At 46.7% G+C, this 21,030-nt stretch carries 16 protein-coding genes; 11 read left to right on the top strand and 5 right to left on the bottom strand.

Annotated elements, in window-relative coordinates; translation table 11 throughout:
• Positions 1–99: 99 nt before the first annotated feature.
• Both ACZ2XM_RS04260 and ACZ2XM_RS04255 read left to right on the top strand, forming a co-directional pair.
• Entirely contained in the window at positions 100–1,920 is a 1,821-nt protein-coding gene (locus ACZ2XM_RS04260; RefSeq protein ID WP_490587144.1) for an acyl-CoA dehydrogenase C-terminal domain-containing protein, read from the top strand.
• Between the two features lie 200 nt (positions 1,921–2,120).
• Positions 2,121–2,609, top strand: coding sequence for a hypothetical protein (locus ACZ2XM_RS04255; RefSeq protein ID WP_490587143.1), 489 nt, complete (start codon positions 2,121–2,123; stop codon positions 2,607–2,609).
• Positions 2,610–2,685: 76 nt separating this feature from the next.
• Here ACZ2XM_RS04255 and ACZ2XM_RS04250 read toward each other — a convergent pair whose 3' ends face one another.
• Both ACZ2XM_RS04250 and ybaK read right to left on the bottom strand, forming a co-directional pair.
• A complete protein-coding gene (locus ACZ2XM_RS04250) occupies positions 2,686–3,063 on the bottom strand; it encodes a tautomerase family protein (protein WP_490587142.1) in 378 nt (125 codons plus the stop codon).
• 138 nt (positions 3,064–3,201) lie between these two features.
• Positions 3,202–3,675, bottom strand: coding sequence for a Cys-tRNA(Pro) deacylase (ybaK, locus tag ACZ2XM_RS04245; protein ID WP_490587141.1), 474 nt, complete (start codon positions 3,673–3,675; stop codon positions 3,202–3,204).
• A gap of 397 nt (positions 3,676–4,072) precedes the next feature.
• Here ybaK and plsB point away from each other — a divergent pair, with 397 nt between their 5' ends.
• Complete coding sequence (plsB, locus tag ACZ2XM_RS04240; RefSeq protein WP_490587140.1) at positions 4,073–6,766, top strand: glycerol-3-phosphate 1-O-acyltransferase PlsB; 2,694 nt, start codon at positions 4,073–4,075, stop codon at positions 6,764–6,766.
• A 186-nt stretch (positions 6,767–6,952) separates the two neighbouring features.
• On the opposite strand, the gene ettA is transcribed toward plsB, so the two are convergent.
• Positions 6,953–8,614: an energy-dependent translational throttle protein EttA gene (gene ettA / locus ACZ2XM_RS04235; RefSeq protein WP_490587139.1), complete on the bottom strand. Its 1,662-nt coding sequence runs from the start codon at positions 8,612–8,614 to the stop codon at positions 6,953–6,955.
• Positions 8,615–9,162: 548 nt separating this feature from the next.
• Between ettA and ACZ2XM_RS04230 the strand changes: the two genes are divergently transcribed.
• The 7 genes from ACZ2XM_RS04230 to ACZ2XM_RS04200 all read left to right on the top strand — a co-directional run bounded on the left by ACZ2XM_RS04230 (position 9,163) and on the right by ACZ2XM_RS04200 (position 16,750).
• The gene (locus ACZ2XM_RS04230) at positions 9,163–10,449 is read left to right on the top strand and encodes a flavin reductase family protein (RefSeq protein ID WP_490587138.1); all 1,287 of its coding nucleotides are present in this window, start codon (positions 9,163–9,165) and stop codon (positions 10,447–10,449) included.
• Positions 10,450–10,679: 230 nt separating this feature from the next.
• Complete coding sequence (locus tag ACZ2XM_RS04225) at positions 10,680–12,170, top strand: fatty acid desaturase family protein (protein ID WP_490587137.1); 1,491 nt, start codon at positions 10,680–10,682, stop codon at positions 12,168–12,170.
• A gap of 255 nt (positions 12,171–12,425) precedes the next feature.
• Positions 12,426–12,701 carry a GNAT family N-acetyltransferase gene (locus ACZ2XM_RS04220; RefSeq protein ID WP_490587136.1) on the top strand — a complete coding sequence of 92 codons (276 nt, stop codon included), beginning with the start codon at positions 12,426–12,428 and terminating at the stop codon, positions 12,699–12,701.
• Between the two features lie 262 nt (positions 12,702–12,963).
• Positions 12,964–13,257, top strand: coding sequence for a 4a-hydroxytetrahydrobiopterin dehydratase (locus ACZ2XM_RS04215; protein ID WP_490587135.1), 294 nt, complete (start codon positions 12,964–12,966; stop codon positions 13,255–13,257).
• Positions 13,258–13,501: 244 nt separating this feature from the next.
• On the top strand, positions 13,502–14,818 hold the full coding sequence (locus ACZ2XM_RS04210) for a saccharopine dehydrogenase family protein (RefSeq protein WP_490587134.1): 1,317 nt from the start codon (positions 13,502–13,504) through the stop codon (positions 14,816–14,818).
• A gap of 144 nt (positions 14,819–14,962) precedes the next feature.
• Entirely contained in the window at positions 14,963–15,802 is an 840-nt protein-coding gene (locus ACZ2XM_RS04205) for a hypothetical protein (protein ID WP_490587133.1), read from the top strand.
• A gap of 327 nt (positions 15,803–16,129) precedes the next feature.
• Entirely contained in the window at positions 16,130–16,750 is a 621-nt protein-coding gene (locus tag ACZ2XM_RS04200) for a hypothetical protein (RefSeq protein ID WP_490587132.1), read from the top strand.
• Positions 16,751–16,921: 171 nt separating this feature from the next.
• On the opposite strand, the gene ACZ2XM_RS04195 is transcribed toward ACZ2XM_RS04200, so the two are convergent.
• Entirely contained in the window at positions 16,922–19,492 is a 2,571-nt protein-coding gene (locus tag ACZ2XM_RS04195; RefSeq protein ID WP_490587131.1) for a Tex family protein, read from the bottom strand.
• A 329-nt stretch (positions 19,493–19,821) separates the two neighbouring features.
• Between ACZ2XM_RS04195 and ompR the strand changes: the two genes are divergently transcribed.
• The gene (gene ompR / locus ACZ2XM_RS04190) at positions 19,822–20,562 is read left to right on the top strand and encodes an osmolarity response regulator transcription factor OmpR (protein WP_490587130.1); all 741 of its coding nucleotides are present in this window, start codon (positions 19,822–19,824) and stop codon (positions 20,560–20,562) included.
• Positions 20,563–20,760: 198 nt separating this feature from the next.
• Here ompR and ACZ2XM_RS04185 read toward each other — a convergent pair whose 3' ends face one another.
• On the bottom strand, positions 20,761–21,027 hold the full coding sequence (locus ACZ2XM_RS04185) for a DksA/TraR family C4-type zinc finger protein (RefSeq protein WP_490587129.1): 267 nt from the start codon (positions 21,025–21,027) through the stop codon (positions 20,761–20,763).
• Between the last annotated feature and the right edge of the window lie 3 nt (positions 21,028–21,030).

Raw genomic sequence — 21,030 nt, 5'->3', positions numbered from 1 at the left:
CCTCGCTATAAGCATAACTTACGTAGCGACCCGCGCGCATCATGCACTAGCCATGAATTTATCATCTTTTTAAACCGCTATCGGATAAGAGAACCTACTATGTTAAGTTATAAAGCCCCTTTACGTGATATTAAGTTTTTGCTAAATGACGTGTTTGATTACCAAACGCATTACCAAGGCCTGAGTAATGGCGCGAATGCCGATCCCGAGACGGTCGACATGATTTTGCAAGGGTTTGCCGATTTCGCTGAAAATGTTCTAGCCCCTATCTATCAAGATGCGGATGCGGAAGGCTGCCACTTTAAAGACGGTGAAGTCACTACGCCAAAAGGGTTTAAAGAAGCCTACAACCAATTCGTTGAAGGGGGTTGGCAGGGGATTTCTTATCCAGAAGAGTTCGGTGGTATGAACCTACCGATGTCGCTAAACTTAGTGAAGTCTGAGATGATGGGCACCGCTAACTGGCCATGGGCAATGTACCCAGGTTTGACTACCGGTTGTATTAACACCCTACTCCAGTACGGTACAGACGAGCAAAAAGCGCTGTATCTGCCTAAGCTGGTTGAAGGGACTTGGTCAGGTACGATGTGCCTAACTGAGCCGCAGTGTGGTACGGATTTGGGTCAAGTAAAAACCAAAGCTGAGCCTCAAGAAGATGGTACGTACAAAATTAGCGGTACCAAAATCTTTATTTCAAGCGGTGACCACGACCTAACCGAAAACATCGTCCATATCGTACTGGCGCGTCTGCCAGGTGCCCCTGAAGGTACCCGTGGTATCTCTCTGTTCATCGTACCGAAGTTCACCCCTACTGAAGCCGGTGAAGCGGGCGAGCGTAACGGCGTGACTTGTGGTTCTATCGAGCACAAAATGGGTATTAGCTCATCTGCGACTTGTGTTATGAACTTTGATGGCGCTGTCGGTTATATGATTGGCGAGCCGCATAAAGGCCTTAAAGCTATGTTCACCTTTATGAACACAGCGCGTATCGGTACTGGTATCCAAGGCTTAGCCCACACGGAATTGGCTTTCCAAAACGCACTTCCTTATGCCAAAGAGCGCCGTTCAATGCGCACACTATCAGGGACGAAAGACCCTGAAAAAGTAGCGGATGCGATCATCCATCACGCGGATGTCCGTCGTATGCTGTTGACCATGAAAGCGTTTGCTGAAGGTGGTCGTTCGATGGTTTATCACGCTGCTCGTTATGCGGATAAGATGGGCGAAGGCATCACCAATGGTGATAACGCTGAATTCGAAAAATGGGATGACAAGCTAGGGTTCTATACTCCAATCATCAAAGGCTTTTTGACTGAGCTTGGTATCGAAGCCGCTAAAGATGGTCAGCAGATTTACGGCGGCCATGGCTATATCAAAGAGTGGGGCATGGAGCTGATCGCTCGCGATGCTCGTATTGCTACTCTTTACGAAGGTACTACTGGCGTACAGGCGCTAGATTTATTAGGTCGTAAGGTGATTTTGCAGTCTAAAGGTAAAATCATCCGTGACTACACCTCTGGCGTTATGAAGTGGTGTGGTGAGTACGCTCTAGACAAAGATATGCGCAAATTCGTTTGGGCATTGACCAAGCTTTGTGCTGAGTGGAACACGTTGACTGTCCGTCTGATGTTGATGGCGCGTAAAGACCGTGAAATCATCTCTGCTGCGTCAAATGACTTCTTAATGTATGCCGGTTACGTCATGATGGGTTACCACTGGGCGCGTATGGCAGCCGTAGCGTATGACAAGTTAGAAAATGGCGGCACGGAATCTCCAGAATTCTACAAAGCGAAAATCCAAACCGCTGAGTTCTATTTTGATAAGATTTTACCCCGCACTTCAGGTCATGCTGAGAGCATGGTTGCCCCAAGCGAGTCTATGACTTCTATGGACATCGAGAGCTTTTCTTTCCTAGACTAAGCCCTCAACATCTAGTCTAAGTTGATAGCTTAAAAAATAAAAACGCATCCTTTAGGATGCGTTTTTTTTGGTTAACTATTATGGCAATAATTAGAGTAATAGCAGTAAAGCCTCAATAACCTTATACAAAACTGCTCTAAAGTTGTAAAAGGGTAAGCGTAGAATAAATAAGGGTAAATACACCCGAATAAGGCTATCCCATGACTTTTTATTACCCAAACCATAAGCAAAACCGGGCTCATAAAGCCTGCCAATATGCGCTACTATTTAGCTTAGCAGCGCTCGGCACTATGGCCGCACAAGCTGCGACGCAAACTGGCACAGAGAAGCACCCCACCCCTATTCATTTTACCCAAGGTCACATTAGTACGGCTGTGGAAGGTATTCTTCCTGCCAAGGCCACCGACCAATGGTACCAGTTTAGTGCGAGCAAAGGTCAATATACGGTAATTAATATCAGTGCCAAATCAGGCTCTACTGAGACCGCGAATGTTGGCGTCTTGCAATTCCCATCAGGGGCACAAGATGGCACCAAAGGCGGCATCATCTATCAGGGCTGCTTGCCTGAGACCGGCACCTATAAGCTCCGAATGGCACGCAACCTCATGGCTACTAACGGCGGTAAGGCAGGTTATCATACTGAAGTCATGATTTTACCGCGCTCTGCTAGTAGCGAGCTTTGCGATTAACGGGCTGTTTGAGTAACGGGCTTTACCATTCGTAAGCTTCTGGCTTAATGAGGGCTTATAAAATCAATAAATAACCTTAGTCAGCGCTCAGCATGGCTTTTTGATAAACCGTATTTAAATCGAGCACTTCCACACAGCATTGTATCTTGACTCGGCTAGACTTGGTGGCGGCAAGTTCACTCTGTAGGCAGGCCAACAGACTAGCAGCCAATGCATTTTTGGTATCGTCGCTACGGCATGGCATTAAGCGCAATTCTACCGAAATAAAGCCACGCTCCTGCTGATCGTCTTCCATGCCGACTAAAAAGGTTTCCACATCTAAGATGCGGGCTTTAATATCTTCTGGTTGTTTAAATTCGCCCGACTGCCATAACACGGTATTAAGCGCCTTGAGTAAGCTCTCTGGCTGACGAATGGTGACGTTGGGAGTGGCTTGGACGGTAAGGTGCGGCATAAAAGTATCCTATTAAAGTGGCTATGACGGTAGATGATGATTATTAGGGCGTTTGTTTTGGCGACTGGCCTAGACCTAGAAAGGGGGTTTATAAATTATTCAGCCATTATATTCAGCATTTATATTGGGGCTAAGCCGTTAACTGGCTTCCATAATATCGGCAAACTTAGCCTGCAGAGTGGTGGCCAGCTGCGCAGCGGGCAGCTCAATTTCTAAGCCGCGTTTACCGCCACTGACATAAATCGTCGCTGACTGCTCTGCGCTCGCATCAATTACTGTGGGCAGACGCTTCTTTTGTCCCAATGGGCTGACCCCGCCTAAGACATACCCAGTGCTGCGTTCGACGGCTTTAGGGTCCGCCATTTGTACTTTTTTACAGCCCAAAGCCTTGGCCACTCTTTTTAGATTTAACTTACTACACACCGGTACGATAGCGACGGCCAGTTTGGCCGCTTCATCGGTGACCACTAAAGTTTTAAAGACCTGTTCAGGACTTACGCCAAGTTTGTCGGCCGCTTCCTCGCCATAAGACTCTGCACTTGGGTCATGGCTATACTCGTGAACTTGATAATCAAGGCCAAGGCTTTTGGCCAGGTTGATGGCTGGGGTCATAATACGCTCTTGTAAGTATTAGTATGAATTCAGCATACTGTAAGATTATTTTGGCCGTTTAGCCACCTTTTCAGTAGCCAGTTTCGGTATAATTATTAGGTCACGCTGTAGGTAACTATATAGGCTGTTATATAGGTAGCTATCTAGGCATAGGCAATTATGTAGGACAATTAACTATGTAGATAACCAGGTAGATAACTATATAGGATAGGTAGTTATGCCGCTAGCTTGCCCGATGCTAGTGCCTTAATCTTTTATGCAATAATAACACTTTTAGCGCTTTTATCACCTTGCCAGTATCCGTTTGAGCGAACAGTTGTAACACTTTGGCATATCGCTTAATTCTATTTTATGGCATGATAAGCGCATTATTTTTGGCGAATTTCGACAATCTAATATGATAAAAAAACTTTTTGAGACACGGACGTTAACCCCGAAAAATAAGCCGGCCAAATCTGGTCAGCCGCCGACGGGAGTTGCACGCTCCAGCCATCCGTTAACCCGTTTATACCGTAAGATATCTGGCCAAGCGCTCGATCTCGCGGTCAAGCCTAGCGTGTTTGGCGAACTGCCAGCTCTAAAGGCTGACGACGACACGTTGACCTTTTATATCCTCCAAGAATACTCGCGCTCGAACAGTATTTTAATCGATTTGCAGACTCGCGAGCATCATTTCCCATCTGCCCTACAGAATGTCGAAGACAGCAGCCACAATATCAATGAAAACGCGGCGATTATCTTCTTAAATCATCCTAGTGCTAAAAATGGTGAAATATCGCCAAGATTGGCCCGTCTAATCGATGCCTGTACTCAATATCCCGAGCTCAAAATTCGTTTGGTTCCCGTCACTATATTATGGGGCCGTGCTCCTGAAAAAGAAGACTCTTTATTTAAACTGTTGGTAGCGGATAACTGGGAAGACCCTACGATTACCAAGCAGATTTTCAATATTGGGGTGATGGGCCGCGATACTTTCGTCCAATTCCATCCGCCACAAGATTTGCAGAGTGTCATTCGTGATGCCCACTTAAGCGTCGATTTAGAGGATGAGGCAGACACGCTCAACCTAACGACCGCGCAAAAATCTACTGCCTTAGTCCCGCTGACCGAGGCCAATCGCGAATTAACCTTGCGAGTGAATCAGCAGCTCAATACCTATCTTGATAAGCAGCGCGCCAGTATGTTGGGGCCTGATTTATCAGATAAGCGTAACTTAATCGATAAGTTGATCTACTCGCCCGCCCTGAAACACGCCTGTGAAGTGGAAGCGCAAGAAAAAGGCATCACCATTAAAGAGGCTCGCCAAGCTGCTCGGGGTTATGCCAAAGAAATCGTCAACGACTATTCGCACCCTATTATTCGAGTATTCGATCGCTTTTTGACCTGGTTATGGACGCAGTTGTACGACGGCGTAGAAGTCCATCACTTTGAGCGTGTGCGGGCGCTAGCCACTGACCATGAAATAGTCTATGTCCCTTGTCATCGTAGCCACGTCGATTATCTATTACTGTCGTACGTCATCTATAAGCGCGGCTTAAGCATTCCCTATGTTGCTGCTGGTAATAACCTAGATGTGCCAGTATTGGGGCCTATGCTCCGAGGTGCAGTAGCTTTCTATATCCGCCGTAGTTTTAGAGGCAATGCTCTTTATACCGCGGTGTTACGCGAATACATGCACACCTTGATTACCCGCAACACCCCTATCGAGTACTTTATTGAAGGGGGCCGTTCACGCACAGGCCGCTTGCTACCGCCGAAAATGGGTATGCTGGCCATGACGGTGCACAGCCAACTGCGCTATAGCAATAAACCAGTGGTCTTTATTCCGACCTACATTGGTTATGAGCGCATTATGGAAGGCGGTACTTATATCGGTGAGCTGAAGGGCAAGCCAAAAGAATCTGAATCTTTAATGGGGCTGTTAAAAGTCACCCGTAAAATCGAGCGTATCTTTGGCCACGTGCATCTCAGTTTTGGCACGCCACTGCATATGACCGACTTTATGGAAAAGTTTGACGTGCCAGCGGAGAGTCTGCCTGCCCATCGTACTGATACCCCATTGGACGATAAAGCCTCGGCTATGATTGATAATCTGGGCGTAAAAATCATGCAGCATATCAATAAAGCTGCCGTGGTAAACCCCGTCTCCTTATTATCATTAGTACTGCTTTCTGCCCCGAAAGCGGCCTTAGACGAAGACATTTGCCGCGAACAGATTGCGCTGTATCAACGTATTGCGACTCTGCAGCCGTATGATGCCGATACCACCGTCACCGATATGGCGCCGCAAGCGATTATCGACTATGGTATCCAACTCAAACTCATCGAGCGCACGCCGCATATCCTAGGCGATATTATTCAGGTCGCGGATAAACAGGCACCACTGTTAAGTTATTTCCGTAATAACATACTGCACGTGTTTATCCTACTGTCCTTCTTAGCCGCGCTAGTGGCGCGTAATGGTCGTATTGAGCGCAACCGTTTAAATACTATCGTGGCGCAGCTGTATCCTTTCTTGCAGACTGAGCTATTCTTATACTATCCCGCTCGTACGCTTGCTGAGACCGTGCAAAAGAAAATCGATAACCTTATCGAGCATGGTCTGATAGTCGATATGGGCAATGATATGCTTAGCGTTCCGTCGATTAATAGTGCGCATTATCAGCAGCTGTTAGTATTAGCGACGCCGATTGAGCAAAGTCTTGAGCGTTACTTTATGACCTTGGCCCTACTCGCCCAACAAGGCTCAGGTAACCTGACCTCAGAGCAAGTCGTGGATCTCTGTCATTTACTAGGTCAGCGTCTCTCGGTGCTGTATGCCGATAATATTCCTGACTTCTTTGACCCGGCCTTGTTTGCTAGCTTCGTGAATGCGCTAGTGCGTCTCAACTATCTACAAGAAGATAAAGAGACTAAGGCTTTACATTTTGATCAGCGTATCCAAGCGATTGCGCATCATGCTCGTTATGTCTTAAGCCCGGATGTTATGCAAATTCTACAAAACGTCGCAAGTCTCAAAGACGAAGAGATTGCCAATGCTATCGCCAAGATTAATGATAAAAAACAGCGTAAATTTGGTCGTAAGCGTTAATTTAGTCATTCAGTTTTTAGCCTAACAGCAGTCTTGAGCCTAATATCAGGGGCTTAAGGCTGCGTTAGCCGCTAAGCCATGATAACTTTGATAACGTTGATAACGTTGATAAGACCTTATTATAACACCCATAAAAAAAGCAGACTCCGAGAAGTCTGCTTTTTTTTGGTCTAGGTAATGTGAAAACTAGCTGGTAATTTTCTTATACTTCATACGCTTAGGACCTGCGTCCGCGCCCATAGTCTTCTTACGATAGGTCTCGTATTCAGAATAGTTACCATCGTACCAAACTGGACCTTCTGGCTCAAACGCTAGGATGTGCGTGGCGATACGGTCTAGGAACCAACGATCATGCGAGACCACCAATACCGTACCTGGGAAGACTTGAATCGCATCTTCTAGCGCACGTAAGGTTTCGACGTCCAAATCGTTGGACGGCTCATCGAGTAGGATAACGTTTGAACCCTGCTTTAGGGTCTTCGCTAGCTGCAGACGGTTACGCTCACCACCCGATAGGCTGCCGACACGTTTTTGCTGGTCTTGACCTTTGAAGTTAAAGCGGCCGATATAGGCACGGCTTGGCGTTTGGTAATCGCCCACGGTGATCATATCTAAGCCATCAGACACTTCTTCCCAGACCGTTTTATTATCGTCCAAATTATCACGAACCTGGCCGACATAAGCGACGCTGACACTTTCACCCAACTCGACCGTACCGGTATCTGGCGTATCTTTACCGGTCATCATGTTGAATAAGGTGGTTTTACCCGCACCGTTTGGACCAATGATACCCACGATAGCAGCTGGCGGCACAGTGAAGCTCAGGTTTTCATACAACAAACGATCGCCAAATGACTTGGAGATGTTATTGACCTCGACCACTTTATTCCCTAGACGTGGACCAGGTGGAATGTAAATTTCGGAGGTCTCATTGCGCTGCTGGAATTCTTTAGAGTTCAACTCTTCAAAACGCTGTACACGCGACTTAGACTTGGCTTGTTGGCCCTTCTGGTTTTTACGTACCCACTCAAGCTCTTTCTTCAAGGCTTTAGCAAACGACTCTTCTTGCTTATTCTGCTCTTCCAAGCGTTTGTTTTTCTGCTCTAGCCAATCGGTATAGTTGCCTTCGTACGGATAGCCATGGCCACGGTCCAGCTCAAGGATCCACTGGGCCACGTTATCTAAGAAATAACGGTCATGGGTAATGGCTACGATGGTACCACTATAATTCTGTAGGAACTGCTCTAACCAGGCGACAGATTCGGCGTCCAAATGGTTAGTAGGTTCGTCGAGAAGTAGCATATCAGGGCGCGATAGCAATAGACGACATAGGGCTACACGACGTTTTTCACCGCCAGATAGCTTGCTAACATCGGCATCCCATGGTGGTAGGCGCAAAGCATCCGCTGCTTTTTCTAGCTGCGTGCTTAAGTTATGCGCATCCCAAGATTGGATGATGTCTTCCATCTTACCCTGCTCTTCAGCCAACTTATCAAAGTCAGCATCAGGTGCCGCATACTCAGCGTAGATTTCGTCCAGTCGTGCTAAGGCGTCAAGCGCTTCACGCATACCGTCTTCGACGTTACCACGGACATCTTTGCTGTCATCGAGCTGCGGTTCCTGCGGCAAATAACCAATTTTAGTCCCGGTCTGCGCACGCGCCTCGCCACTATAGTCAGTATCTACGCCGGCCATAATGCGCAGCAAGGTGGATTTGCCTGAACCGTTGATACCGAGGACACCAATCTTGGCACCAGGGAAAAACGATAGGTTGATATTTTTAAGAATTTCACGCTTAGGATGAACAAGTTTAGACACGTTGTTCATCGTATAGATATATTGTGCCATTGACACTCCGTCTTACAATAACTGCTACGTAGGGATAAGCCTACGATAGTGATAAAAAAATAAGGTGCCCAAAGGGCGAGAAAAATAGCGATTGAGTCGCTCGCTATCCATAAAACTGGTAGCGCTAAAACTGACTTTAACTAGCAATAGATATTAATAAAAACAGAAGTTTAAAATTAAATATTAAAAAACTGGGCAGTTAGACCTGCGTATATAAAGACAAACTGCGGCTATTATCGCATTGTGCTGATAGCCCTGCAAGGTAGATTATCGCCGCCTCTTATAAGGCCACCAGAGGCTACTTTTTTATCTGGAATAACCTGAGTATTAGGACGACCTTTATAGGCTATGCCTTGCGCTGCAATAGTGGAGTACTGACCATTAAATTGACCTTATAGACAGGTTTTCTTTATCAACTGCCGTAAATTTATTTTACTACCCTTAGAGCGCTGAACTAATTAATAAAGTCTTTAGTTTAGCCAAAATATCGCTTATTTAGGTCAATAATAGAGTTGTACTGTTGTCGAAAAATACCCTATAGTGCGTTTATGACTACTTATCGCCCGAAACTTGTTGAGAACGCCTTTGTTGATTTTATTAGCGAGCGTATCAGCCCATTCCATTCCCCGCTAAGCCCTAAGGTTCAGTTAGTGAACCGTTATTGGCTGACGGATGACTTGGTGGCTCTACAATTACGCCCCAACAAAAATTGGCTAAAGCAGTTAGGAAGGTCTGCGCAAGGTTTCGCACCTTGGCAGCCCGGACAAAATCTAACCTTAGGAGTGACTTTGGGCGGTATTCGTCATAATCGCTCTTATTCTTTGGTGGGTACGCCTGACATCTCTTTATTAGCACCAGAGACTTATAGTCGCCTGACGCCGTTCGCGAAGCCAGCGGCTAAAAAGTCTCGACCACCCCTCGAGGTTTTAACCCTAGTGATTAGACCTCAAGGGCAGATTTCTGATTATTTGGCCCATGATGCTGAGATTGGTGAGGTTTACGACTGCTCGTTACCCCAAGGTAGCTTTACTTTAGCGGGTCATCAAGTGACGGCCGACCAGCCCTTAGGTTTTGTCGCCTCAGGCAGTGGTATTACCCCTATGCCCGGGTTGATTACCGATGCATTGCAATCAGGCACTGACGAGCGCCCGGTGACTCTACTGTATTACCATCATCAACATGCTTTTATAGACTTCTGGCAACACCTTAGCGAGTGTTATCCCAATTTTCATTGTCATTTGGTCAATACCAACGACTCGGACAGTTATATTGCTGATAGCCGTTATATTTCTTTGGCTGTATTAAAAGAAACGCAGTTAGATAAGCCAGAGTGCCACCTGTTTGCTTGCGGATCTACCTCGCTATTAGCAGGGCTGACCGACTCCTTAGGGCAGCTTGAGCATAATAAAATAGCGGCTAAGCAAGGCGAGCAACCCGTAGCGAATACGGAATTATCTACTTCGACTATAGCCAACTTAGCCGTCGAGAGCTTCGATCAAGTATTGGCACCGAGTCGGCCTATAGAGGGTGCTGAGTCATTACTAGACAATGCCGCCATCGCCGCCAGTTCTGCGCCGCCATTGAATATTCATCTGCGCCGTCGTGGACGTGTTTTACCCGTGCTCACTGCCTCACAAAGTATTTTGCAGTGTGCCGAAGCAGAACGCATCCAACTGCCCCATGGGTGCCGCCAAGGTATTTGTAATACCTGCCGCTGCGATAAAATTAGCGGCGTGGTCAAAGACTTAGTAACCGGCAAAATCACTCATGGCGGTCAAGAGTCGATTAAGCCGTGTATCAGCATCGCCTTAACCGATGTAGTGTTGGATGCTTAACGCTACTAAGTGTAAGTACTTGTCTTCATATCAGTTTTAGTTCTAGCTTTATTCCATCTTATTAAGCATTTAACTGCTTAACTAACCATCTACCCTTAAGTGAAGAGTGCCCAGTTGCCTACCCGCTATTCGCCAGACAGGCTCGAGCTGTTGGTCAAGCGCCGGACAGCATCATGCAGTGACAGTACTCGCCACGTACGCTACTCATAATGGATCAAAAAGGACCTCTTATGCGCACTATCTTTACTTTAGCAACGCTAAGCAAAACCACTGGCGCCGCTTTATTGAACCTACCGTTAAACCTGCCCTTTATCGATAAGGCGAACGCGACAAAAACTCTGCCGAAATCTAAGTTTGTGGCTGCTGCCGAGTCTATCGCAGCGAGCGCCATGCCGGATAAATACCCTACGCTATCCGAGACGCCATTATCTGCGAAAGAGACTGCAGCCCTGGCCGCTGAGCTAGATGCTATCCGTGACGAGGTTATGGCAGATTTAGGCGAAAAAGATGCGCTTTATATCCGTAGAGTTTACGCGGCAGTCGCCTACTCTGAGATTGCCGGACGCTTATTGTTGTTAGCAGCGGCACTGCCTAAAACCAAGCGCGCACGTTTAGGATTGTGGCTCAGCGGTGTCACCTCGCTCAGTCTGAGTAAAATTCTAAACAATATGGAGCTAGGCCATAATGTCATGCATGGTCAATACGACTGGATGCAGGACAATCATCTGAATAGCCGTCAGTTTGACTGGGACAATATGTGCCCAGCGCCACTCTGGCAGCACTCGCACAATTATCTACACCATACCTTTACTAATATCGTCGGTCGCGACCATGATGTGGGCTATCATCTAGTGCGTATCACGGATGAGCAGCCTTGGCAGCCACACGACCGCTTTAATCTGCTGAAAATTGTCTTTTTAGCGATGGGTTTTGAGTGGGCCGTGGGCTTCCATGATGTGCAAATCAGCTTTCAAGAGTATAAGCAGAGCGATGAGTTCCCCACTATCATGCGGCAGAAGTCTCGCGCCCTATTATCTAAGGTAGCTCGGCAGGTCGGCAAAGACTACTTCGCCTTACCTTTAGCTGCAGGGGTTGTGGGCGGCACACGTAGCGCAGCTTATACCTTAACAGGCAATATTACCGCCAACATCGTACGTAATATTTGGACATGGGGCGTGATCTTCTGTGGTCACTTTACCGAGCAGGCGCATATCTTTACCCATCTCGACGACAATGAAACCCGTGGCGATTGGTATGTACGGCAAATGCTCGGCTCTAGCAATATTACGGGCAGCAAGCTGTTTCATATCATGACCGGTAACTTATCGCATCAGATTGAACACCATCTCTTCCCGGACATGCCAGCGAATCGTTATGCCAGCATCGCGCCTAGAGTCGCTGCGATCTGTAAAAAGTATAATCTATCGTATAACACGGGACCTTTCTCTACCCAATTGAGCCAAGTGATTCGTCGTATTTATCATTTTAGCTGGCAGACCGAAGCTGAGAAGTTGGCAAGCGATCAGGCCAAAACCCAGGCTACCGCAGAGCAACCTGCGATTAGCAATGCTATCTTTAACGACGAGCTAACGGCTGATGTTGAGTTGGCGGCTAGCTCAAAGCCTAAGTTAAAAAGTGGCTTTCGGTTTGTGTCAGATAAGCGCAAACGCTTCATCAAAAAACTACCACCGATTTTGGCACAAACTCTCGCCTATGTTTAACAGCTGCTTATTGGTGAGACGCTATTGAGCACTATAGGTAAGTTTAAAAACATGGTAGTGCTCATGGGTCATATTCTTTAGCGGCTACTGAAAGCAGTTAAGTTACGTACTCTTATAATTGCAACACTTAAAGGGTTTACCGTGTACGTAACTTACTGTTTATACATTAACTTTATTTTTAATCTCGTTATAATAAAGCTCTAAGTAAGTCACTTAACCCTGACTTACTATTGCCTTTTTTATCTGGAGATTATTATGTCAATCGATATTACCCATAATGAGAACGCCCAACGCTTTGAGACGACCATCGACGGCCATACGGGATATATTAGCTATCAAAATCAAGGCGATGCCTTGGTGTATGACCACACTATAGTGCCTAGCGAGCTTGGTGGCAAAGGGGTCGGGTCGGCTTTGGTCAAACATGCGTTAGATTATGCGCGCAGTCACGATAAGAAAGTGGTGCCCCAGTGCTCTTTTGTCGCAACCTATATTCAAAAACGGCCTGAATATAAAGATTTATTAAAATAGTGCAGCAGTTTTAGCCTTTGTTACCATTGCCAATCTCTAAAATAGTTCTTTTTATAACAATAAATTTACCAGTCCATTATTAACTTGCTGCTATTAATAATAACTAACGAGCCGTTAACGAGGTCTGGTAAAATGACTGTCTATAGCATTCGCTACAGTGGCTAAGCTGAACTATATTGGTCGTCACTGTCCTATATATTGCGGTAAATACGCTTAATTATGGCTTTATTTACTGCTATTTCATTACCTTAAGGAGGGTTCTATGAGCCATTTAACCGATGCTCAAGTTGCTTTGCAATTACAGGATCTAGCGGGCTGGTCTCACGAAGGTGACGCCATCATCAAGACCTATAAATTTAATGACTTTGTTGAAGCTATTAGCTTTATGTCTCAGGCGGCTTTCTATGCTGAAAAGCTAGAGCACCATCCTGAATGGAGCAATCTTTATAATAAAGTCAATGTACGCCTAACTTCTCATGATGTCAGCGGCATTACCAGTCGTGACATTCAGTTGGCCAGACGTATGGAGCAAATCTTACAACCTAAACGTTTTTAGTAGCCAACCTATTAGTTCCACATTCATAGAGCAAGCATTGGCAGGGTGACACCAAGTTATCCTGCCATTTTTTATTTAAGCCTTACAACTTTTATTTAAGCCTTACAACAACTCCTACCTCAAACTTTACAACAACTCATAAAAGCAGCATGCTATAACATTCTATATTTATGATTTTAATATAATTTATTTTTACTGCTTCCGCTGTATTCTCACATTCTTATACTGATAAAGGATTAACTTTATGACTTCAGATACTAGTAAAAATTCTACGAATCCCACTACAGCCACTACGTCAGCTAGCACAGACTCGCGCCCCTATGCCGTTATTTTATATGGCGCCACCAGTTTTGTGGGTCAAATTACTGCGCATTATTTAGCTAAATTCTTACACGATAAACCCACCCAATGGGCTATTGCTGGGCGCAATGCTGATAAGCTTGAGGGTCTAAAAAATGAGCTGAGCAAAGCTGGCAATACTAATAAAAGCGAGGGTTTATCAATGCCAGCGACTATTATTGCGAATAGTGATGACGCGGCAAGTTTAAGTACAATGTGTGAGCAGGGCCAAGTGGTTATTTCTACAGTAGGGCCTTATCTGCAATACGGTGAGCCGCTGGTCAAAGCCTGTTCGGAAAATGGCACCGATTACGTTGATTTAACCGGTGAAAGTATCTTTATCAAAGATATGATGGATAAATACCAAGATATAGCTGAGCAGTCTGGGGCGCGCATTGTCAACTCGTGCGGGTTTGACTCCATTCCTTCAGACCTAGGCGTGTATTTTACGCAACAAGCTGCTCGAGAACGCTTTGATGCTGTCTGCCCCGAGATTAATATGCGCGTTAAGGCGGCCAAAGGCGGTTTGTCTGGCGGTACAGTAGCGTCGATGGCCACTATCTTCGCTGAGGTCGGCCAAGATAAAACCCGCCGTAAACAACTGGCCAACCCTTACCTGCTCAATGATGACAACGATGCTCCGAATGTCCGTCAGACCTCCCACGCTAAACCTACCTTTGACGCCAAGCAAGAGCGCTGGCTAGCTCCTTTCATTATGGACAGCATTAACACTCGTATCGTGCATCGCAGCAACCAATTATTGGATTATGCTTATAGCCGCGACTTTAAATACGATGAGGCCATGTGGATGCCCGCGGGTATTAAAGGTCGCGCTATGAGCTATGCGCTGACGGCTGGTATTGGCGGGTTTGCCGTAGCCATGAGCTTTGCGAAGAGTCGTGAGCTGCTCTCGGAGCATGTGTTGCCTAAGTCAGGCGATGGCCCTACCCCAGATGAGCAAGAAAATGGCTACTTTGATATCCGCTTCTTTGGTACCACCGCTACGGGTCAAGAGATAATAACGAAAGTGACCGGCGATAAAGACCCAGGCTATGGCAGTACCTCGCAGATGTTGGCACAAGCGGCCTTGTGTCTGGTAGAAGATATCGACAAAGCTGCGGTCGGTGGCGGATTTTGGACGCCAGCTTCTGCCATGGGAGAGGCGCTGCTGACTCGGCTTACTGAACACGCCGGTTTAGCTTTTGCCGTTATTACGGACTAACACATTCACTTAGAATGATACATAAGACTACATTTTGTTAGCTTAATGACACAGCCATATTAGCTGACCTCAAGTAACATTTATTGGGTGTTGTATTACTTATAAAAATTTATCAGAACCCTAAATCATACTAAAGGAATAATAATGAAACTCAATCTACTTACGACCGCAATCGTTGCTTCAGGCTTTGCTATGTTTGCCAGTAGTGCTAATGCTGGTATGACTACCGATCATCATGGTAACGTAGGCTATGACAGTTATAATGAATGTGTTGCCGCAGTAAATGAGGGTTCTGCTAAATTTTATACCCCTTATACTTATCAAAATCCCAAGCGCCAAGCGGGTGAAGCTGCTGTCAAAAAGATGGCTTTATCAGAAGTGACTATCCCGACCGCTATGCTGGGCGAGATGCCGATTAAAAATGCTGATTACAGTGCGGGCGCTTGTGATAAAGGCGTGGGCCAATCACAAGGCCGTTATGGTGTTTCAGGGGCGCTGGTAGGCAAATACGTACCGTTTGCTGCTGACATGCCGGTGAACGTCTATATGAACAGTAAAGGCGAACCAGTACGCGTTACAATGCAACAGTGCGATAACCACTTTGGCAGCAAGTTCCCTATGCCTATAGGCAGCAAAATAGCCACTACTGAAACTGTGGCGCCGCCTGAAGCTCAAGTAGCTGTTAACGAGGAACGCAGTGTCGAAGCAATTACCACTGAAGTGAAGCGCGTCATTCGCCCTAGCACCTATAAAGTGAAGCAGGTCCTAATCGCACCGCAGGACCAAGTACAGCGTATTGCTACTGCTGAAGGGACTGCCATAACGGTAGAAGGCGCTGGTGGTACGGCTTATCTGGGCAATCAAGCCGACCCTAGTATTCTTAATCAAGTTGAAGTCGATGAGCCGGTAGTAGTCATTGAAGTGCCTAATGAAGACGAGCAGAATCCTGTCGAAATCGAGACCGACTATACTTTAGAAGATTAAGACTCTAGCAGATTAAGGTTTTATTAGTCTTTTATTAAGTCTGCCCCGACAGACTAAATTCTAAAATATAGCTTTAAAAGAACACCTTTATCTAAGGTGTTCTTTTTTTTGGAAAAAACAAACGCGTGACGCTATTCATTTTAAATAGCAAAACTATTACATAGGGTTAATAAACCTAAAATATAAAACCTACATACTAACAAGCTAGTTAAAAATAATTATTTTAACTTAAAATATTTGTTAGTATTATTATACATAGCATTTAATTGATTCTATTATCGATACCTAGTGAATTCATCACATATCTATTATTTAAGGAGAAAGATTATGAAGGGTTATTCACTAATACCAATGGCTTTATTTTCGGCGGCACTCACCCTTCCTGCAGTAGCGCTAGCCGCAGTTCCTATGGAAGCTGCTATTGCTGAGTCTGCTAATCCTAGCGCTCTACAAGAAGGCGCTCTACAAGACGACAGCGCTGCACAGCTGGCAAATCAGTCTGGCGCAGTAGATATGCCGGAAGAAGACTTACAACCAGAAAATCAAGAACAAGACTATGCTACAGCAGGCGCTGCTGTCGGTACGGTAACGGTAGCCGCTGCCCGCGCCGCCCCTAGCCATGATGTCGCAGCTATGGCCGAAGAGGATATGGCTGAAGAAGGGGTGGCTGAAGCCAATGGTGCAGATGTAGCCGACCCTACTATGGCGACCGCAGCACCGACAGCCAATCAACAGCCCGCTACTCTGAATCAACAGCACAGCTCACCCGATTATAATCCGCTCATCCAAGGCGAAGCTAATCGTGGCAACGTCAGCCCAGCTGACTTAAGCGCACAACCCGCCCCCAACACTTTACAGAAGAAGGTAAAAGGTCCGCATGGCGAGTTACTAGCTACCCAGCCTGGTGAAGTACAAGTGCAAGAAAACCGCCGCTTTAAAGCCCCTTAAGCTTTAGCGTGGCTACCTTGTCCATCATAAGCTTGCTTTTCATAAACTTATTTTAGGACGAGACCCTGACAATAAAAAAGGCAATCCATTACGGATTGCCTTTTTTGTATTGCACTGTTTATTGCAGCATTAGCTACTTTAAGAATAGCGCTGAATTAGCAAAAATAAGCCTTACTTTTTCAGGCCCGCTTCTTTTAATAGCGCGCCTAAAGTACCAATCTTATTGTCATCCTTATCAGATTTAGCTGGAGCAGCCGCTTTCGCATCAGGACGAGCACCACGGGGCTTGTCTTTACCGCGTGATTGCTCACGACGGGCGCCACCGCGGTTGTCTGTACCCGTACCACGATTCTGTCCGCCTCTTGCTGCAGGCTTACCGCTGCGCGCGCCACGACGGTTGTCTTTTTGCTCGCCAACTGCGGCTTGAGCTTCACCCGTTGGCTTTGCTCTAGGCGCAGCTTCAGGCTTCATACTAAAACCGATACGGCCGCGCTTTTCATCGACTGATAATACGCGCACGTTGACGATGTCACCTGGCTTAACGCGGTTCATCGGGTCTTCGACGAAATCATTGGCCATTTGTGAGATATGCACGAGACCGTCTTGATGGACGCCCACATCGACGAAACAACCGAAAGCGGTCACGTTGGTGACGACGCCTTCTAAAGTCATGCCTTCTTCTAAATCACCGATACTGCTGACATCTTCTCTAAAATTAGCGGTCTTAAACTCAGGACGCGGGTCTTGAGCCGGTTTCGCCAATTCTTGAATGACAGCTGAGACGCTAACGTCATCGTTTGCGGCAGCTAGATTCGTGGTATCCAAGGTATTAAGAGCACTGTCATTGCCTAGCAACTCTGCTAGCGACTTACCCGATTTTGCTAGCAATTCTTCTACTAGCGCATAACTCTCTGGATGCACACCGGTAGCGTCAAGTGGGTTTTCACCGTCACGTACGCGCAAGAAGCCTGCGGCTTGCTCAAAAGTCTTCACCCCTAAGCGTGGGACGTTTTTAAGCTGCTCACGACTGGCGAAAGCACCGTGCTCTTGGCGATAATTGACGATTTGCTGCGCGACGTTGCGGTTCAGACCCGCAATGTGCGTCAAGATAGCTGGGCTTGCCGTATTGACGTCGACGCCCACGGCGTTCACGCAATCTTGGGTGACTTTATCTAGGCTATCCGCTAATTGGCTCTGATTAACATCGTGCTGATATTGTCCAACACCAATCGCTTTTGGATCAACTTTAACTAACTCTGATAGCGGGTCTTGCAGGCGACGCGCAATAGATACCGCGCCACGTAGCGATACATCTAAGCCAGCTAGTTCATCGCTGGCCAACTCGCTCGCTGAATATACAGACGCACCAGATTCATTCACAACCACCGCTTTAGCAGTGATGGCTTCATCGGCATCGATAACGGTCTTAATCATCGCATCCGTTTCACGGCTCGCCGTACCATTGCCAATAGCTACTAGCTCAACTTGATAGTTTTTCAGCAAGTCATGGATAACGGCTTTTGCCTCAGCCATTTTATTGTCTGGGGCAAACGGGTATACAGTTGCTGTAGCTAGTTTACCATCAGCATCGGTAGCGACCTGACCTTTATCATCAATCACAGCCATTTTAACGCCATGACGAATACCAGGATCTACGCCTAGGATGACTTTGCGGCCTGCAGGAGCGGCCATCAATAAATGCTGTAAGTTATTGGCAAATACATCAATGGCATCTGCTTCTGCCGTCAGACGACGCTCAGTCAGCAAACGATGCTCGATATGCGGGCGCCATTTGTCTTGCCACAGACTGGTCGCAGCCTCACGCAAGAACTCGCGACGTTCAGCAGGTGCTGCCGCATCGATATCAAAACGGCTAATAATCTTTTCGATAAACGGTGCATCTTCACCAGCGACTTTTAAGACCAAGACGTTTTCTTGGCGGCCGCGAAGCATAGCTAATAGGCGATGGTTTGGCAATCGCGCTAATGGCTCGCTGTGCTCAAAATAATCTGCGAACTTCTCACCCACTTCGCGCTTTTCTTCATTCGCTAGGGCTGAGTTGATAGTCGCGGTTTTGGCAAAGCCTACACGCAGCGTGTCTAATAAGTCGAGAGCTTGCGTCCACTCGTCAATGATAATCGCTTGCACACCGGCCAACTGCTTTTCTGTATCTGCAAAGTCGACTTCGATTTCGTTGCCGCTATCATCGGTAATGGTAGCTGGCATCTCGTAACCTTCAAGCGCTTGCATCGGAGTAATCTCTTCCGCTTTAAGCTTTTGCGCAGCGACGTCTAGGCCAGCCGCACGTGCTTTGGCGGCTAGCGAACGACGACGTGGGCGGTAAGGCAGATAGATGTCTTCTAACTCAAGTTTAGAAGTGGCTTTATCGATACGGGCTTGGAGCTCGTCCGTCAAGTTACCTTGAGAGGTCAACAGCTGCGTAATCTTGAGTCGACGCGTGGCCATGTCACGCTCGTAGCTGAGGGCTTTTTCTAGCGCGCGCAGCTGCGTATCATCGAGACCTTGCGTTTTCTCTTTGCGATAACGGGCAATAAACGGCACCGTTGCGCCTTCGTCAATGAGTTTGACGAAAGCATTCACTTGCGCAGTCTTTACGCCGATGTCTTTGGCCAACTTATCGTGAATCGCCGCAGTCGTCTTCGCATCCAATGCGTTTGCCACTGTATTATTCACAGCAGAATTGGCAGTATCTTGAGTAGTAACAGTATCAGTCAAGCTCATATCCGTATCAATGTTGCTTTAAAGGTGGTCTGCATTATAGCAAAAGTATGGACAATAGAAATCCTTTTTACTCGCTGCATCGTTACTGAAGCTCATTATGAGCAAAAGACAGCGGCATTTTAGGCAAAAAACGTGATAAAACACCAAAAAGGTGCGGAAATACTAAAAAACCTTATCAAACAAATTCGCTCAGCTTAGATAATTTAGAAGTTATTAAACAAAGCCATACAGCATTACCCTGCAATATCAGTGTATTTGTTGGCATAATCTTATACACTACCCAGTATAGCTATTATAATTGACAAACCACGGATAAAAGGACGTGCATTATGGCAGATACCATGCAAGACACCCTCACCCAACGCATTTTGGTAGTGGATGATGACGCGCGCTTACGCTCACTATTACAGCGTTTTTTGGAAGATGACGGCTTTGTCGTCCGTACTGCCCACGATGGCAATCAGATGGATAAACTGATGCAGCGTGAATTATTCTCTTTGGTGGTATTGGATTTGATGCTGCCCGGCGAAGACGGTATCAGTATCTGTAAACGCCTGCGCGAAGATAATGGCGATATTCCTATTATTATGCTAACGGCAAAAGGTGGTGATGCTGATCGTATTGCAGGATTAGAAGCCGGTGCCGATGACTATTTACCCAAGCCTTTTAACCCAAAAGAGTTATTAGCCCGTATCAAGGCAGTGCTACGCCGTCAAAGCCGTGAATTGCCGGGGGCGCCTAGCCAGCAAGTAGAGGTGGTTGAATTTGGCCCTTGGACGTTAGATCTTTCGACGCGTACTCTAAAACGTGAAGGCAACCTAGTGACTTTGACCACGGGTGAATTTTCGGTATTAAAGGCCCTAGTCCAACATCCGCGTGAACCATTGACCCGCGATAAGCTGATGAATTTAGCACGTGGCCGTGAATGGGGGGCAATGGAGCGCTCTATCGACGTGCAGGTGTCTAGATTGCGTCGTCTGATTGAAGATAATCCTTCGCAAGCGCGCTATATCCAGACCGTATGGGGCGTGGGTTATGTGTTCGTTCCTGATGAAGCCGATAGTCATTAAGGTCAACTTAGCCAATTAGTATGAAAAATTAGACGTAAAAAAGGCGCTTCCCATGGAGCGCCTTTTTTATGCGGATTGTCCCGTCCAATACTCCCCGTTCACTACTCACTGCGGTATTGTGCAGGCCCCTGTGTCAGCCACTACTGAGTTAAGCTGAGCGGCGATCCTACGCTGTTAGAGACAACCTATTGGCGGCTATTACCGTAATTGACTGTCTTTACTGCCGCGGCGATTAAACAACTCACCCGCCTTTACCGTAGCCTCAAGCTCAGTCTGACAGCGCACACAATGCTGCACTCCCGGTAGTGCCAGACGCCGTGCTTCCGGAATAGGCTCACTGCACTCATCGCAGAATTCAGCACTCTCCCCTTGCGGTAATAAGCGTCTTGCCCGCTCTAAAGCATCATTAACCGTTGCGTCCATCTGTTCGTGTTCAGCGCCATCTCGCGCCCAGCCGCCTGCCATAGC

The organism is Psychrobacter sp. CoH-33_TS_01, assembly GCF_058189395.1.
Note: the sequence above shows the minus strand (reverse complement) of the source record. Positions and strands in the feature narration are given on the sequence as shown.

Coding starts and splice junctions, on each gene's coding strand:
- ACZ2XM_RS04260 (WP_490587144.1), top strand. CDS start 100: ATGTTAAGTTATAAAGCCCCTTTACGTGATATTAAGTTTTTGCTAAAT.
- ACZ2XM_RS04255 (WP_490587143.1), top strand. CDS start 2,121: ATGACTTTTTATTACCCAAACCATAAGCAAAACCGGGCTCATAAAGCC.
- ACZ2XM_RS04250 (WP_490587142.1), bottom strand. CDS start 3,063: ATGCCGCACCTTACCGTCCAAGCCACTCCCAACGTCACCATTCGTCAG.
- ybaK (WP_490587141.1), bottom strand. CDS start 3,675: ATGACCCCAGCCATCAACCTGGCCAAAAGCCTTGGCCTTGATTATCAA.
- plsB (WP_490587140.1), top strand. CDS start 4,073: ATGATAAAAAAACTTTTTGAGACACGGACGTTAACCCCGAAAAATAAG.
- ettA (WP_490587139.1), bottom strand. CDS start 8,614: ATGGCACAATATATCTATACGATGAACAACGTGTCTAAACTTGTTCAT.
- ACZ2XM_RS04230 (WP_490587138.1), top strand. CDS start 9,163: ATGACTACTTATCGCCCGAAACTTGTTGAGAACGCCTTTGTTGATTTT.
- ACZ2XM_RS04225 (WP_490587137.1), top strand. CDS start 10,680: ATGCGCACTATCTTTACTTTAGCAACGCTAAGCAAAACCACTGGCGCC.
- ACZ2XM_RS04220 (WP_490587136.1), top strand. CDS start 12,426: ATGTCAATCGATATTACCCATAATGAGAACGCCCAACGCTTTGAGACG.
- ACZ2XM_RS04215 (WP_490587135.1), top strand. CDS start 12,964: ATGAGCCATTTAACCGATGCTCAAGTTGCTTTGCAATTACAGGATCTA.
- ACZ2XM_RS04210 (WP_490587134.1), top strand. CDS start 13,502: ATGACTTCAGATACTAGTAAAAATTCTACGAATCCCACTACAGCCACT.
- ACZ2XM_RS04205 (WP_490587133.1), top strand. CDS start 14,963: ATGAAACTCAATCTACTTACGACCGCAATCGTTGCTTCAGGCTTTGCT.
- ACZ2XM_RS04200 (WP_490587132.1), top strand. CDS start 16,130: ATGAAGGGTTATTCACTAATACCAATGGCTTTATTTTCGGCGGCACTC.
- ACZ2XM_RS04195 (WP_490587131.1), bottom strand. CDS start 19,492: ATGAGCTTGACTGATACTGTTACTACTCAAGATACTGCCAATTCTGCT.
- ompR (WP_490587130.1), top strand. CDS start 19,822: ATGGCAGATACCATGCAAGACACCCTCACCCAACGCATTTTGGTAGTG.
- ACZ2XM_RS04185 (WP_490587129.1), bottom strand. CDS start 21,027: ATGGCAGGCGGCTGGGCGCGAGATGGCGCTGAACACGAACAGATGGAC.